We start from the raw sequence: 15,109 nt of genomic DNA on the forward strand, positions 1-15,109 counted from the left end.
CTATCTCGCCGGCCGGAGGTTTTTTCATGGCTACGCATACCACTCGCATGCTCATCATCGGTTCCGGCCCGGCAGGCCTCTCGGCCGCGATCTACGGCGCGCGCGCGGGCATGAAGCCGATCGTCGTGCAGGGGCTCCAGCCCGGCGGCCAGCTGACCATCACCACCGATGTCGAGAACTATCCCGGCTTTCGCGACGTCATCCAGGGGCCCTGGCTGATGCAGGAGATGGAGGCGCAGGCAGTGCACGTCGGCACGCGCATGCTGTGGGACACGATCGTCTCGGTCGATCTCGACGGACCCAGCCGCGGCGAGCCGTTCCGCGCGATCGGCGATGGCGGCGACGTCTACGAAGGCGAGACGCTGGTGATCGCCACCGGTGCGCAGGCCAAGTGGCTGGGCGTGCCGGGCGAAATGGAGCTATCCGGCAAGGGCGTATCGGCTTGCGCCACCTGCGACGGGTTCTTCTATCGCGGCAAGAAGGTGGTGGTGATCGGCGGCGGCAACACCGCAGTGGAGGAGGCGCTGTACCTCACCAACCACTCGCAGGACGTGACGCTGATCCACCGTCGTGATTCGCTGCGTGCCGAGAGGATCCTGCAGGATCGCCTCTTCGCGCATCCCAACGTCACGGTCGTGTGGAACAAGCGGGTCGAGCGCTTCGTGGCCGACCATGCGACGGGCGAACTGCGCGGCGTCGCCGTGATCGACACGGTCACCGGCGAGGAGAGCGAGATCGGCACCGACGGCGCGTTCGTGGCGATCGGTCATGCCCCGGCGACTTCGCTGTTCGAAGGCAAGCTCGACACGGACGAAAGCGGCTACCTGGTTGTGGAACCGGGCACGCCCAAGACCAGGATCCCCGGCGTGTTCGCGTGTGGGGACGTGATGGATCACACCTATCGCCAGGCGGTGACCGCGGCGGGCACTGGCTGCATGGCGGCGCTGGATGCCGAGCGCTACTTGCAGGAAAAGGAATTTGCCGAGGCGACCAGGGAAGCGGCGGAGTAAGCCGAAGCTTCGATTTGCCGCCGACCTCATGCTGCTCGTCGTCGCGAGCTTAGGGCAGTGGTCCGAGAGCTTCTCGCGTTGCCCTGGATTGCGGCCGACCTGCGGTCCGCACGATCATCGTAAAGGTTGAAGACGGGCCGAACTGTCATCCGGTCTCGGTGGCTCGCTTGCAGGAATGCAGGTGCGCCCCGGACGACAGCTCGGTCCTATGCCCTTCCGAACCGGTGGAGCCGGTCTTTGCGACCGGCCCCATTCAGGCTCAGAAGTGCGCGATCACGCCCGCCATCGGACGGATCGAATCGAAGTCGTAGGTTTCGGCCTGCAGGCGCAGACGGATGCCGCTGTTGGTGGTGATGCCGCCCAGGCCGATGTCCTTGGGGCCGACTTCCACGCCGACGCCATAGATCCAGTCCTTCTGGTCGCTGTACGCACGCTTGCCGTTGACCCACTGGTAGCCGCCGGACACGAAGATCATGCCGCTGTCACCAGCGCGCGCGCCGACACGGCCACGAACGCCGTATTCCCAGTCGATATCGCCGAAGCCCTTGGTGGCGTTACCTTCCGCGCCGACGAAGACGGGCCCGAGCGGAATGTTCACACCGGCCACGCCGCTGAGCAGCGCACCGTCCATGCGGCCGCCGCGGGGGCTGCCGAACTCGCTGCTCTTGTCGAACTGGTGCCAGCCACCGAGCACACCGACGTAGGGCTCGATCCCGAATGCGGGCGTGCCGTCGGGCGCGGTCGCGGTGCTGGCGTCCTGCGCTACGGCAACGGCGGGCATCGACACAGCGAGCGCCGCAGCGAACAGAAACTTCTTCATTCTCAAACTCCAATTATCATGCATCACCGAGCTTGCCGATGAGGCCGTGTAATGCGGAGCGAGGGACTTAAGTTGCAGCCCTATGGCGCATTGCAGCAAGAGTGTTGCATTTGTGCATCTAGGGAATTCGTGGGGCCATTGACGCTCTTAGCTGGCCCGTGCGTATCCCCGAAGATCAGATTGCTGCGGCGCAGCAGCGTAATCTGCTCGGTAGAGTAACGATTGCCGAGCCTCGGCAGCGCGGCAATCCCCGACGGTCGTTGCGCGATGCCGTTGCTTTGGATGGACGTCCGGTCACTTGCAGGCAGTGCGAGGAGAGGCGAAGATCATCATCGCGCGTGCCGATGCTCAGGCAAGATCCGACAAGAGCGTGAGAGTTTCGTCGAGCAGCCAGGCGCGCGCGTCTGCTTCGACGAAACTATGCGTTGCACCCGGGCAGCGCCGGATTGCGGTGGCGTCGGTCCAGACGGCAGCGAAAGCCTGGCCGGTCCGATCGCGATCGGCGACCAGATAGCGCACGGGACCGGCAAAGCCGGCGATCCCGGCCGCCATGTCCTGCGCCAGCGTGCTTGGCGCAGGTGCGGGCTTGGCGGCGGAAAGCAGGCTTTTCAGCAAGGGCGCGATCGCGACTTTGCCGGTCAGCAGCCGCTTGATTGCACCGAGATCCTTCAAGCGGCCGCGATAGTGACTGCGCACCGCTTGCGGCGGCGCTTCGTCGGCGGCGTCGCTTTCGAAGGTCCAGGGATTGGACAGGATCAACCCGTCACACCCCGCGCCCCTTGCGAGCATCAGGGCGCTCGCGGCATCGCAGTTGCCCATGCCGACCACGCGGGTGAGGTGCGGGCAGTGTTCACGCATGGCGGCCAGCGCGGCGGACATGTCGGGGCCGCTGGCGCGGAACTCGCCGTTGACACCTTCGCTGTCCCCACAGCCGCGCCGATCGAAGCGCAGCACGGGATGACCGGCGGCGGCAACCTGAGCGGCGAACTGCGCCTGGCCTGCCCATGCGCCCGAGCGAACCTCGTTGCCGCCAGTGACGAGCAGCAGGCCTGCGCACCCCGGTGCCTCGTCGAGCGTGGCGACGAGCTGCACGCCCTCGCACGGGAATGCGAAGTGACGCCTCATGCGTTCACTCCATGGCCGGACGGTGCGGGAAGCGGGGCTGGCGTCATGCCAGTGCTCGCGCGATGGCGGCGGCCAGCGCATCCGCCTGGCTCGCGCTCTCGCCCGGCTCAGCGCGCAGCCAGAGCCCCGAACCGCCGAGCGTCTCCTGGGTGATCTCCACCGCATCCGTCCGCAGGGCAAACGTCTCGAACCGGCGGACGAATTCAGGCCCGAGCCGGTGTCCCACAAGCTCGATGCCTTGCGTCAGCGCCAGATGCATGAGGCCCTCGCGCGTTTCCTCACGGCCGGCCTCGCGCGCTGCGAGCGTTCGGGCGCGCAGCATCTGGCGCAGGATGCCCGGCGCCTTGGCCGGCGCGTAGTGCAGGGCCGCGAAGCCAGCGGGCGTGAACAGGCACCCGCCGCGGATTCCCAGCACGTGCGTTGCGCCAAAGTGGCTTGCGGCCGCAGCCATGGCGTTCGACCAGTCCTGCGGCTCCTGTATTTCGAGCGGCTGCAGGCTCTCGTTGGTGCCGGGCAGGTCGGGCAGAACGCTGTCGATCCCGGCTCCGTCCAGCCGGCGCATGACCTCTACGGTCAGGCGACGCAGGCGATTGGCCTCGTCGAACAGGGCCGGCACGATCAGCAGACGCCTGGCCCGCGCGTGATCGAAGCTGAGGGCGTATTCGTCGGTGGTGGTGCCGTCGCGCAGGGGACAGGGCCAGGTCAGCGGCGTCATGGCTTGCGGAACAGCGGTCGGCCGGGCGACAGAGCGGCCACGAAGCACTCGTCTCGCTGAACTTGCTTCAGGCGCCATGGCACAGATTGGGCCGAGTTGGCCGGTGCATGGCCGCAGCGGCTCACGCCTGCTCGCGCTTGGCCTTGGCGAAGGCCAGGAGGCCTCCATAGGTTTCGAGCATCTCGCCGTCGATCTCGTCGTCGTCGATGACGATGTCGAGCCGGTCCTCAAGCTCGGTCAGCAGTCCCGCCACCGCCATTGAGTCGAGCTCGGGCAAGTGGCCGAACAGGCCGGTCTCTTCGGTGAAGTCGGAGGCCTGGTTCTGCTTGAGGCCGAGCACGTCCGTCAGGATGCGGCGCAGCAGCAGATCGGTGTCGTCGGACATGGGCCTCCCAGCGTGTGTCTTGCTAAATCTGTTCTTGAACGAAGTCTGAAAGCCGTGGCGCTCTAGCCGCGCTTCGCACTTGCGGCAAGGGAGCGCACCATTCGGCGTGCGATCACCGGCCAGTTCGCAGGCGCGCGCGGACGTAGCAGGTCGAGGCGGTAGCGCGGGCGAACCTGCTCCATCCAGTCGCGCTTGTAGGGATCGTCGCCGGTGCCGAAATCGACAAGCTCGACCTTGTCGACGTCGATGACCCGGCGGAACAGCGCCGCGCTCAGCACCGATCCGGGCGAGAGCGGCTTGGCGCTTTCGCGATGGGCCAGCTTGTGGATGAAGGCGGTGCCGCCCTCCACCGTCCACATCTGCGCGGCCAGGGCAGGGCCTTGCGGATCGTCCGCTGCGTGGGCAACGGCAAGGCGCAGGCGTCCGGCCGCCCCTTCCGCTTGCGCAAAGGCGCGCAGGAACGCGGGCGAGCCTTCCTCGGGCTTCCAGCTCTCGGCGTAGATGTCCTCGTAGTCGGACCAGACTTGCGCGTCGAAGCGGGAAAGCACTCGCGTGTGCACCTTGCCCGACTTGCGCTTGAGTGTCGTGCGCAGCTTGCCCGGGCGACCGGCGATGTAGGCCGCGTAGTCGCGCCCGGCGAGTGCGAGCACATGGTTGACGTCGCTCTGCTCGCGCCAGGCGATCCAGCCGGCCGCGCGAAACGCCGCTTCGAGCCTTTCCGCATCCTCGGCCGGCAGCCCGGTGAGCGTCAGCCGGCTCGCGTGCTTCGGCAGGTCGCGCGCCAGAGCTGTCAGCAGGTCTTCGGCGCCCGGCGAGACGATCGGGCGATAGCGGAACGTGTACCAGTTGGAGAGCTGCGTCAGGTGCTCTCCGGTCCCCGTCAGCGGCAGCACCGCACTGCCGACCCCATTGCGCGCCACGGCAAGGCGTGGCTGCAGGCCGCAGTGCTCGGCCAGCAGCCGCCACCAGTCCAGCCGGTCGAACGGCGCGCTTTGCATCTCGGGCGAGAGCAACCGCGCCAGTGCGGCGTCGGATTGCACTTCCTTAAGATCGTCGTGATAGTCGACGTTCACCACTTCCCGGTCGATCCTTCGGAGTTGCCCTCATGCCTGCGCAGACCCAGACGCTCGACCATCTCGCCGAGCGGGGAGCGGCCGATGCGCCAGCCCTGGTGCTGCGCGAGGGCACGATTAACCACGAGACCTTAAGAACGCGTGTCGCTGCGCTGGCGGGCTGGCTGCAGGCACGCGTGCCGCAGCCAGGCGCACGGGTCGCGACCTGGGCTGCCAAGGGCGAGCTCACGTGCCTCATGCCGCTCGCCGCGGCGCGGGCCGGGCTGGTGCACGTGCCGGTGAACCCGCTACTCAAGCGCGCGCAAGTGGCACACATACTGGAGGACAGCGGCGCGGTGCTGCTGATCGGCACGCCGGCGCGGCTCAAGACCCTCGAGCCCGAGGATCTGCCGGAAGGCTGCACCGTGTTCGAGGAAGGGGCCGCGCTTGATGAAGCAAGCGCCTGTGGCGCGGCGCTGCCGCCGTCCGCGGGCGATCCGCACGCCCTTGCCGCCATCCTCTACACCAGCGGTTCCACCGGCCGGCCCAAGGGCGTGATGCTCAGCCACGCCAACATGTGGCTCGGGGCCGAGAGCGTGGCGCAGTACCTGGAACTCGGGCCGGACGACCGCGCGCTGGCGGTGCTGCCGCTGTCGTTCGACTATGGCCAGAACCAGCTGCTGAGCACATGGTTCGCGGGCGGTTGCGTGATCCCGCTCGACTATCTGGTGCCGCGCGACGTGGTGAAGGCTGTCGAGAAGCATGGCGTCACCACACTCGCCGCCGTGCCGCCGCTGTGGGTGCAGCTGACCGAGCTGGAGTGGCCGGCGCAGACAGCGGCCAGACTGCGTCGCCTGACGAACAGCGGCGGCGCCCTGACCGTCGATCTGGTGCGCCGGTTGCGAGCGCTTTTCCCGCAGGCGCGCCTGTTTCCGATGTACGGGCTGACCGAGGCGTTTCGCTCCACCTACCTGGATCCCGGCCTGGTCGACGAGCATCCGACTTCGATGGGCAAGGCGATCCCGCATGCGGAAATCCTGGTGATCGATGAGGACGGCCAGGTCGCTGCCGACAACGTGGAGGGCGAGTTGGTGCATTGCGGTCCGCTGGTGGCACAAGGCTACTGGCAGGATGCAGAGCGCACGGCCGAGCGCTTCAAGCCGGCACCTGCCGCGTCGCGCTATGGCGGCATGGCGGTGTGGTCGGGCGACCGGGTGCGGCGCGACGCGGATGGGCTGCTCTATTTCGTCGGCCGTCGCGACGCGATGATCAAATCGGCGGGCAACCGCATCAGCCCGCAGGAGATCGAGGAAGCCGCGCTCGCCACCGGACTGGTGGTGGAGGCCGTGGCGCTCGGCGTTCCCGATGAGCGGCTAGGGCAGGCGGTACACCTCGTCGTGCGTCCTGCGCCCGGCGTCGACGATGCGGCGCAGGCCTTGCCCAAGCGCCTGGCGCAGGACCTGCCCAACTTCATGCAGCCGCGCCTGATCCATTGGCGCGAGGCGATGCCGATCGGGCCCAACGGAAAGATCGACCGAAACGGTCTGCAGCAGGAAGTCCGACAGGAGTTGGCCGCATGAAGGCGCTTGGGCCGATCCCGGCTGGGTACGAAGCCATCGACGGCGTGCTGGCGGTGGCCGGCCGGCCGGTTACCGAGTGGGTGGAGGAGGCGGGCGAGACGCCGCTGTTCCTCTACTCCGCCGACCTGATCCGCGCCCGCGTGGCACAGCTGCGCGCCGCCATGCCCGAGCAGCTGGCTCTGCATTATGCCGTCAAGGCCAACCCGTTCGGGCCGGTGCTGGAGCTGTTTTCCGGGCTGGTCGACGGCTTCGACATCGCGTCCGGCGGTGAGCTGGCGCTGGTGCAGGCAGCGGGGATCGCTTCGGCGCGCGTCAGTTTCGCCGGGCCGGGCAAGCGCGACCGCGAACTGGAAGCTGCCATTGCGGCGGGCGTCACGCTGAACCTCGAGAGCGAGGCCGAAGCTTGGCGCGCGATTGCGATCGCCGAGACGCTGGGCATGACGCCGCGGCTCGCGATTCGCGTCAATCCTTCGTTCGACCTCAAGGGTTCGGGCATGAAGATGGGCGGCGGCGCGAAGCAATTCGGCATCGACGCCGAGCGCGTGCCGGCGCTTGCTCGCGAGATCGTGGCCGCGGGCGCAGAGTGGCGCGGGTTTCACATCTTCGCCGGCAGCCAGGCGCTCGACGCCTCCGCGATTGCCGATACACAGGCCCAGGCGATCGCACTGGCCGCGCAGCTTGCGCAGGAGAGCGGGATCGCCGTGCCGCATTGCAATCTGGGCGGCGGCATGGGCATTCCTTATTTCCCCGGCGACATGCCGGTGGATGTCACCCTTGTCGGCGAGCGGCTCGCCGAGCAGTTCGCGGCACTGCCGGACGAACTGCGCGAGACGGAATTCTGCATGGAGCTAGGCCGCTACCTGGTCGGCGAGGCGGGGGTCTATGTCACGCGAATCGTGGATCGCAAGGTGAGCCATGGCGAGGTCTTCCTCGTCACCGATGGGGGCCTTCACCATCAGCTTGCGGCATCCGGCAACTTCGGCACCGTGGTGCGGCGCAATTATCCCGTCGCGATCGCGACCCGCTATGGGGCGGAGGTCGAAGAAGAGGCGAGCGTGGTCGGCTGCCTGTGCACCCCGCTCGACCGCCTGGCCGACAAGGCCGGCTTTCCGCAAGCGGATGTCGGCGATCTCGTCGCCGTGTTCTGCGCAGGAGCCTACGGAGCCAGCGCGAGCCCCTCGGCGTTCCTGGGGCAGGGTGCGGCTGTTGAGTTGCTGGTTTGAGCTGATTCTCGCGAAAACCGGATCGGCCGTTTTCGCCGACACTAACCCCCTCTTAGTGACGGCGCGTTAGCTTAGATCCCTATCGCTTTTAAGAAGACACCGGATATCCCGGTGCCGACGCCCGGATCTCGTATGACAGCAGCCAGAAAATTGATGCATTGGCTCTCTTGGGCTCGGTCAAACAGGCTAGTGAATTCCATTGTCATTGTCGGGGCATGCGCAGTGTATTTGGCGTTGCTTGGACCTGAACCAAGATCCTTCACTCAGGTACATGAAGTGGCAGCACGATCAAAGACGACTAGGTTGGAAGGCGTACTTGATTTTGCGGACATCCGACACAGGTACCTTCGACTGCGTACTTGCCGCAGCAGCATCCGAGTTCAATGCGACAGCTTCAAGCGTTCAATAGGATGCTATCCGCATGGGGAGCAGCTTCCTACAAAAGTAAGTGTTGAGATATTTCGTTTTGAAGGAAGAAACATATTGATGTCCGTTCGCGACATAAACGGAACCATCATTTTAAATCGTGCCACACAGCTACGGCGGCTCAAAGGCAATGCTATGGCTGTCGCGAAATTAAACGTTACTCATTATGTATGGACAGGCTTAATCATGGGAATGGTTTTTGCCCTTCTCAGGGATTTCTATCTTCGACGGCAGCAAAGGTCGAGTGAGCGAAAAGCAACTGAGCTTTAGGTCCACGGTTAGCGTGTGACTGCTCTCCACCCCAACTTAGATATCTACCGACGTAGTCCGCAATCTTGGGACACGCCCTTCGTTCACAAAGGTGCAGCGCACCCCGCCGCGAGATTGCACGCGAATTAAGGCTCCCACTTCTACCCGTCCCAAAGCGGGACCCACCCCACCGACGCAGTTTCCCTAACCTAATATTCACCCTTTGGCGGGATAGCGGAGGCTGATTTCAGCCGGCCGCGTGAATGGTCGGCGTAACAGGGATGTGTCCATGCCGAACGTACGCCTAGCCCGTCTCCTGGCCGGCAGCGCGATGGTGAGCCTGGTGCTGTCCGGCTGCTCGACCGCGAGCGGGCCGCAGCTGCCGCCGGCATCGTTCGTGTCGATGCAGGAAGGCCCTGGCGAGGAATACGTGATCGGTCCGCTCGACGAGCTGACGATCTTCGTGTGGCGCAATCCCGAGCTCGGCGCCAAGGTCCAGGTCCGTCCCGACGGGCGCATCACCACGCCGTTGATCACCGACATGCCGGCAGTGGGCAAGACCCCGTCGATGCTGGCCGAGGACATTCGCCTCCAGCTGTCGCAGTACATCCAGGAGCCGCTGGTCTCGGTCATCGTCGACAAGTTCGCCGGCACCTTCAGCCAGCAGATTCGCGTCGTCGGTGCGACCGAGAAGCCGGCCTCGATCCCCTATCGGGCCAACATGACGCTGCTCGACGCCATGATCGCCGTGGGCGGCCTGTCCGAGTACGCCGCGGGCAACAAGGCGCGGCTGATCCGCTTCGACAAGTCCACCGGCAAGCAGACCGAATTCGCCATCAAGCTGGGCGACTTGCTGAAGAAGGGCGACAGCAAGGCCAACGTCATGCTCGCTCCGGGCGACGTGATCATCATTCCCGAGAGCATGTTCTGAGCATGGTCGGCCGGAACGGACGAGGGCGGGCAAGCCGATGAATTCGATCTACGAAGAGGCGCTGGCGGCGGTTCACTCGGTCTGGCACCGCAAGTGGCTGGCCCTGGCCGTCGCCTGGGCGATCTGCCTGCTTGGCTGGCTGGTCGTGGCGCTGATCCCCAACAGCTACGAATCGCAGGCGCGCATCTTCATCCAGCTGGATGACGCCCTGGCGGAGCAGGTCGGCATCGGCGTGGCCGACCGCAAGCGCGATATCGAGCGTATCCGTCAGACGCTGACCAGCGCGGTGAACCTCGAGAAGGTCATCCGTTCGACGTCGCTGGGCGACCGCATCGAATCGCCCAAGGCGATGGAAGCGGCGGTGCTCAGCCTCGCCGACAACATCAAGGTCGTGAGCGAGCAGGACAACCTGTTCAACATCACGGCCATCTCCGCCGACAGTTCGCTCTCCGACGCCGAGAACGCCAAGGTGGCGCAGGCGGTGGCGCAGAAGCTGATCGACATTTTCCGCGAGGAGAACCTCTCCGGCAACCGCGGCGAGATGACCGAGACGCTCGAGTTCGTGAACGGCCAGCTCGCCCAGCGCGAGAAGGAGCTGGAGAACGCCGAGAACCGCCGTCGCATCTTCGAGCAGGCGCATCCGGAAATGGCGCAAGGCGGGGCGAACAGCTCGGCCCGGCTCGATTCGGCACGTAGCGAGTTGCGCGGCGTCGAAGCCGATCTGGTGGCCGCACAGAGTGCTGCGGCGGCGATGAACGGGCAGCTTGCCGGAACGCCGCGTACGCTTGCAGGAGCGGGCGGTGGCGCCTCCGCGTCGCTGGCGCGTGCCGAGGCGGACCTTGCTGGCATGCGCGCACGCGGTCTGACCGAAAGCCATCCCGATGTGATCGCCGCGCGCAACCAGGTGGCGGCGTTGAAGTCCCCGGCCGCGCAGGAAGCGGCGAGCGGCGGCGGCGTGCCCAACCCGGCCTATAGCTCGCTCGAATCGATGCGCGCCGACCGCCAGGCGACGGTGCAGGCGTTGACCTCGCGCCGCGCAGGGCTCCAGTCCGAGATCGCCCAGCTGACCGCTCAGGCGCTCGACAACCCGGAAGCCGCAGCCGAAGCGCAGAAGATCAGCCGCGACTATGCCGTGCTCAAGGATCAGTACGACAAGCTCCTGCAGGACCGCGAGGAACTGCGCCTGCGGGGCGAGATCAAGACCGAGCGCGAGGCGGTGAAGTTCGAAGTGGTCGATCCGCCGACGACTCCACGCGCGCCCACCGCGCCGAACCGTCCGGTGCTGCTGTTCGGCGTGTTGATCGTGGGACTGGTCGGCGGTGCCGGTGCGGCGTTCGGCATGGGCAAGCTGCGCTCCACCTTTGCCACCACCGCAGGGCTGGAGCGCACCACCGGACTGCCAGTGCTCGGCGCGATCTCGCAGACCCTGACCGACTCGGCCCGACGCCTGCGCGCGAAGCGGCTGAAGCTCTGGTACGGCGGCACCGCTGCCCTGGGCGGCCTGTTCGTGCTGCTGCTCGCGGTTGAATTCATCCAGCGCGGCATGGTGGCCTGAGGACACGGACATGACCGACCAGAGCAAGATCCCCCTCCCGCTGCGCGACAAGGCCGAGCCTTCGAGCGATTCCCTGATCGAACGGGCGGCCGAGCGTTTCGACTTCACGCGCTACATGGCGGCGCCCAGGCCCGAGGCATTGCCGCCCAAGCGTGAGCCGGCCCTGCGGGCGAAGAAGGTGGGGGCGGCTCCTGAGACCCTTCCCCCCGTACCCACTCCCGTTCGTGTCGAGCGAAGTCGAGACACGTTTGCGCCAGAACCCGGTGTCCCGACTTCGCTCGATACGAACGGGACGGGAGAGATCGCTTCCAAGACCGCGGTTGCAGAAACCCAGGTCGCTCCCGCCATCTTCTCCACGGAACGCCACGCCATCGACCGCGAGCACTTGCGCGAGAACGGCCTGATCGTGCCCGAAGGTTCGGTCACCGGGCTGCTCGAGGAGTTCCGCATCGTCAAGCGCCAGCTGATGGTCCAAGCTTCGGAGCTGCGCCGCCAGACGGCAGGCAGCAAGGCCCAGCGCGTGCTGATCAGCTCGCCGCATCCGGGCGAGGGCAAGACCTATTGCGCCACCAACCTGGCGCTGTCGATCGCGGCGGAGAAGGACAGCGATGTCCTGCTGGTCGACGCCGACTTCGCCAAGCCCTCAATCCTTTCCGCCCTTGGGCTGCCGGGCGGGCCGGGGCTGATGGATGCATTGATGGACGACAAGGCCGATGTCGCGCAGTTCGTGCTCGGCACCGACATCCCGGGCCTGTGGGTTCTGCCGGCCGGCAACACGACCACGAACGACAGCGAGTACTTGTCCAGCGCGCGCACCGAGAAGGTGCTGGAGCGGCTGACGCAGGGCGCGCCGGGCCGCATGGTCATCTTCGATTCGCCGCCTGCGCTCGCGGCGTCGCCTGCCGCCGAACTGGCCAAGTACGTCGGCCAGGCCGTAGTGATCGTGCGCGCGGACTGTACCGGGCAGGGCGCGCTGGAGGATGCGGTGTCGCTGCTGTCCTCGTGTCCCAACATCCAGCTGCTGCTCAATGCGGTGCAGTTCAGCCCGAGTGGGCGCAGCTTCGGCTCCTATTACGGATACAGGGAATGACCCCGATGGCTCGCACCTTCCTGACATCGGCTGCGCTGACGGCGCTGGTGTTGCCGACGGCGATCCAGGCCCAGTCGATCGGCTATGGCAACGTCGGCGACGGTCCTGGAGCAGACGCGCCAAGCGATGCTCCAGACACCGGCAGGCCCGCGCGCTCCGGCCGCAACGGGCGGGGCGGCGGCGGCAAGCAGGTCGCCGTGATCCCCTACGTCGAGGTCAACCAGATCGTGAACGCCGAGCTTTCGCCCGGCGACGAGGTGCTGACCTATACCCAGGTCGCGGCCGGCGTGGACGCCTCGATCTCGGGGCGCAACAACGCGCTGGCTGCTTCGGTACGCTACGAGCACCACTTTGGCTGGGGCAAGCGGGCCGGCGATGGCGATACCATCAGCGGCCTCGTCAACGGATACACCACCGTGGCGCGCGGCCTTACGGTCGAGGGCGGCGCACTCGCAACCCGGGCTAGCGGCGATCGCGGCGGGGTGGGCTTCGGCAGCCGCGGGTTCGACGACAATGGCTCCACCAAGATCTACTCGGTCTACGCGGGTCCGTCGTTCGCGACGCGCGCGGGCGATGTCGCGCTTTCGGCCAATTACCGCGCCGGCTACACCAAGGTGGATCAGGACAACGACGTCGACTTCGACGGCGAGGACTTCGGCATCGGCTCGTTCGACGTGTTCGACGAAAGCGTGGTGCAGATCGCCGACGTGTCGGCCATGCTCGCACCGGGCACCGCCTTGCCGGTCGGCCTTGGCGCTGCCGGCAGCTTTTATCAGGAAGACGTTTCCAACCTCGACCAGCGCGTGCGCGACATGCAGGCGCGTGGCATCGTCACCGTGCCGGTCAACCGCAACCTGCAAGTCACCGGCGCGCTCGGCTATGAGAACGTCGAGATTTCCAGCCGCGACGCGGTGCGAGGGCCGAATGGTGCGCCGCTGGTGCGCAATGGCCGTTACGTCACCGACGACAGCGCGCCGCGCCAGATCGCCTACGATGTCGACGGCCTGATCTGGGACGTGGGCGTCATGTGGCGACCCAGCCGCCGCACCTCGCTGACCGCGCATGTCGGCCGGCGCTATGGCTCGACCAGCTTCAACGGCACGCTGACCTATGCGCCCAACGATCGCAGCGCGCTGAACGTCATGGTCTACGACAACGTCGCCGGATTCGGCGGCCAGGTCACGCGCCTGCTCGACGGACTGCCCGAGGATTTCGAGGCCGTGCGCGACCCGATCTCGGGCGAACTGCGCGGCTGCGCCTCGACGCTCAGCGGCAACGGCTGTCTGTCCGGCGCGCTCGGCTCGATCCGTTCGGCGACGTTCCGCGCCCGCGGCGTGGCGGCAAGCTACACCCTCAAGATGGGCGGGCTCGATGCCGGCATCGGTGCTGGCTACGATCGCCGCAAGTTCATCGCGGCGCGCGGAACCATCCTCGCCTCCGCAAACGGCGTGGTCGACCAGAACTACTGGCTCGCCGCTTTCTTGAGCGGTCGCATCGATCCGCAGTCCGGCTGGGCCACCAACGGCTATGCGCAATGGCTGAAAAGCAACGACCTGGCGCTCGATAACATCACGAACGTCGGCGCCTCGGCCAGCTACTATCGCCTGCTTACCGCCCGCTTGCGCGCCACCGCCGCCGTCGGCATCGACGGCACGCTGCAACCCGAACCGCTCGACGACATCTGGACCGCCTCTGCCCTTGTTGGCATGCGTTACAGCTTCTGATCCGCCGTAGGAGATTTCCGATGTTCGACGATTTCTACGGACTTGCCGCCAGGCCGTTCCAGCTCACCCCCGATCCCGCGTTCTATTTCGAAAGTCTGACGCACCGCAAGGCTCTGTCGTACCTCGGCTATGGCCTCGCGCAGGGCGAGGGCTTCGTGGTCATCACCGGCGAAGTCGGCGCGGGCAAGTCGACGCTGGTCGCGCACCTGATGGCGACGATCGACCCGGCCATGCTGACCGCCGCGCAAGTGGTGACCAGCGCGCTCGACGGCGAGGAGATCGTCCACGTCGTCGCGCATGCCTTCGGAATCGAAGTGGAAGGTCATGACAAGGCCACCGCGCTCGCCATGATCGAGCAGTTCCTGCACGAGGAAGCGCGCGCCGGCCGCCGCTGCCTGCTGATCGTCGACGAATCGCAGAACCTGGAGATCGGCGCGCTGGAAGAGCTGCGCATGCTGTCCAACTTCCAGCTGGGCGCGCACCCGCTGCTGCAGACGCTGCTGCTGGGCCAGCCCGAGTTCCGCGGTCTGCTGCTCGACAGCCCGGAGCTGGAGCAACTGCGCCAGCGCGTGATCGCGACCCATCACCTCGAAGCGATGCAGCCGGACGAGATCCAGCTCTATATCGAGCACCGCATGAACCGGGCCGGGTGGCAGGGGAACCCCAGCTTCGACGAGCATGTCTTCGCCGAGATCCACAAGGCGACCGGTGGCATTCCACGCCGGGTGAACCAGGTGGTGAACCGCCTGCTGCTGCTCGGCGCGGTCGAACAGCGCGAGCGCATCGACAGCGCCATGCTGGCGCAAGTCTTGGGTGAGCTGAACGAGGACGGCACTATCGCGCTGGTGTCGCCGCAGTCCAAGGTGCAGGCGCAGCAGCCCGTGCCGGCACCCGCCGCGGCGAGTGGTCCCACCGAGCAGGAGCGAGCGGACGCCGTCGCGGCCGCGGCTGCTCTGGAGGTTGCGGTGGCCGAGCGTGACGCGCAGATCCAGGAGCTGCAGCAGGCCGTGGTCGAACTCGCCAACACCGTCGAGGAGCGCGAGGAGAACCGCCAGGTCGTTCACGCCGAGCTCGTCGCCGCGATCGACGACCAGATCGCCGCGCTCGACGCCCGCCTGTCCGAGCAGGATCGTACCATCCGGCACGCGCTGACCATGATCATCGAGTGGATCGAGAGCGGCGACGAAAACCGCGCGGCCGCCTGATCGCGCCTTCAGGAGTTCA

At 66.6% G+C, this 15,109-nt stretch carries 13 protein-coding genes; 8 read left to right on the plus strand and 5 right to left on the minus strand.

Annotated features, from left to right (window positions below; genetic code table 11):
* Positions 1–26 precede the first annotated feature (26 nt).
* On the plus strand, positions 27–1,010 hold the full coding sequence (gene trxB / locus HNO88_RS08955) for a thioredoxin-disulfide reductase (protein ID WP_184244232.1): 984 nt from the start codon (positions 27–29) through the stop codon (positions 1,008–1,010).
* A gap of 259 nt (positions 1,011–1,269) precedes the next feature.
* On the opposite strand, the gene HNO88_RS08960 is transcribed toward trxB, so the two are convergent.
* The 5 genes from HNO88_RS08960 to HNO88_RS08980 form a co-directional block, all read right to left on the minus strand.
* Entirely contained in the window at positions 1,270–1,830 is a 561-nt protein-coding gene (locus HNO88_RS08960) for an opacity protein (RefSeq protein ID WP_184244234.1), read from the minus strand.
* Positions 1,831–2,178: 348 nt separating this feature from the next.
* Positions 2,179–2,955, minus strand: a complete 777-nt coding sequence (locus HNO88_RS08965) for a hydrolase 1, exosortase A system-associated (protein ID WP_184244236.1) — start codon at positions 2,953–2,955, stop codon at positions 2,179–2,181.
* 43 nt (positions 2,956–2,998) lie between these two features.
* Complete coding sequence (locus tag HNO88_RS08970; RefSeq protein WP_184244238.1) at positions 2,999–3,670, minus strand: alpha/beta hydrolase family protein; 672 nt, start codon at positions 3,668–3,670, stop codon at positions 2,999–3,001.
* A 121-nt stretch (positions 3,671–3,791) separates the two neighbouring features.
* Entirely contained in the window at positions 3,792–4,055 is a 264-nt protein-coding gene (locus tag HNO88_RS08975; RefSeq protein WP_184244240.1) for a phosphopantetheine-binding protein, read from the minus strand.
* 62 nt (positions 4,056–4,117) lie between these two features.
* Positions 4,118–5,128, minus strand: a complete 1,011-nt coding sequence (locus tag HNO88_RS08980) for a GNAT family N-acetyltransferase (RefSeq protein WP_312857032.1) — start codon at positions 5,126–5,128, stop codon at positions 4,118–4,120.
* Between the two features lie 32 nt (positions 5,129–5,160).
* Between HNO88_RS08980 and HNO88_RS08985 the strand changes: the two genes are divergently transcribed.
* The 7 genes from HNO88_RS08985 (at position 5,161) to HNO88_RS09015 (ending at position 15,090) form a co-directional block, all read left to right on the plus strand.
* A complete protein-coding gene (locus HNO88_RS08985; protein WP_184244242.1) occupies positions 5,161–6,687 on the plus strand; it encodes an acyl-CoA ligase (AMP-forming), exosortase A system-associated in 1,527 nt (508 codons plus the stop codon).
* Positions 6,684–7,910 (plus strand): pyridoxal-dependent decarboxylase, exosortase A system-associated, encoded by a 1,227-nt coding sequence (locus HNO88_RS08990; RefSeq protein WP_184244244.1) that lies wholly within the window; start codon positions 6,684–6,686, stop codon positions 7,908–7,910. Before HNO88_RS08985 ends, HNO88_RS08990 begins: the two co-directional genes overlap by 4 nt.
* Before the next feature lie 964 nt (positions 7,911–8,874).
* Positions 8,875–9,516: an XrtA/PEP-CTERM system exopolysaccharide export protein gene (locus tag HNO88_RS08995; RefSeq protein WP_184244246.1), complete on the plus strand. Its 642-nt coding sequence runs from the start codon at positions 8,875–8,877 to the stop codon at positions 9,514–9,516.
* A 37-nt stretch (positions 9,517–9,553) separates the two neighbouring features.
* A complete protein-coding gene (locus HNO88_RS09000; protein ID WP_184244248.1) occupies positions 9,554–11,071 on the plus strand; it encodes an XrtA system polysaccharide chain length determinant in 1,518 nt (505 codons plus the stop codon).
* Positions 11,072–11,081: 10 nt separating this feature from the next.
* The gene (locus HNO88_RS09005) at positions 11,082–12,161 is read left to right on the plus strand and encodes a P-loop NTPase family protein (protein WP_184244250.1); all 1,080 of its coding nucleotides are present in this window, start codon (positions 11,082–11,084) and stop codon (positions 12,159–12,161) included.
* Complete coding sequence (locus HNO88_RS09010; RefSeq protein WP_184244251.1) at positions 12,158–13,885, plus strand: TonB-dependent receptor; 1,728 nt, start codon at positions 12,158–12,160, stop codon at positions 13,883–13,885. The genes HNO88_RS09005 and HNO88_RS09010 overlap by 4 nt, the downstream gene beginning before the upstream one ends.
* Positions 13,886–13,905: 20 nt before the next feature.
* The gene (locus tag HNO88_RS09015) at positions 13,906–15,090 is read left to right on the plus strand and encodes an XrtA/PEP-CTERM system-associated ATPase (protein ID WP_184244253.1); all 1,185 of its coding nucleotides are present in this window, start codon (positions 13,906–13,908) and stop codon (positions 15,088–15,090) included.
* The last annotated feature ends 19 nt before the right edge of the window (positions 15,091–15,109 follow it).

It is taken from the genome of Novosphingobium chloroacetimidivorans, from assembly GCF_014204535.1.
Classification (GTDB): Bacteria; Pseudomonadota; Alphaproteobacteria; order Sphingomonadales; family Sphingomonadaceae; genus Novosphingobium; species Novosphingobium chloroacetimidivorans.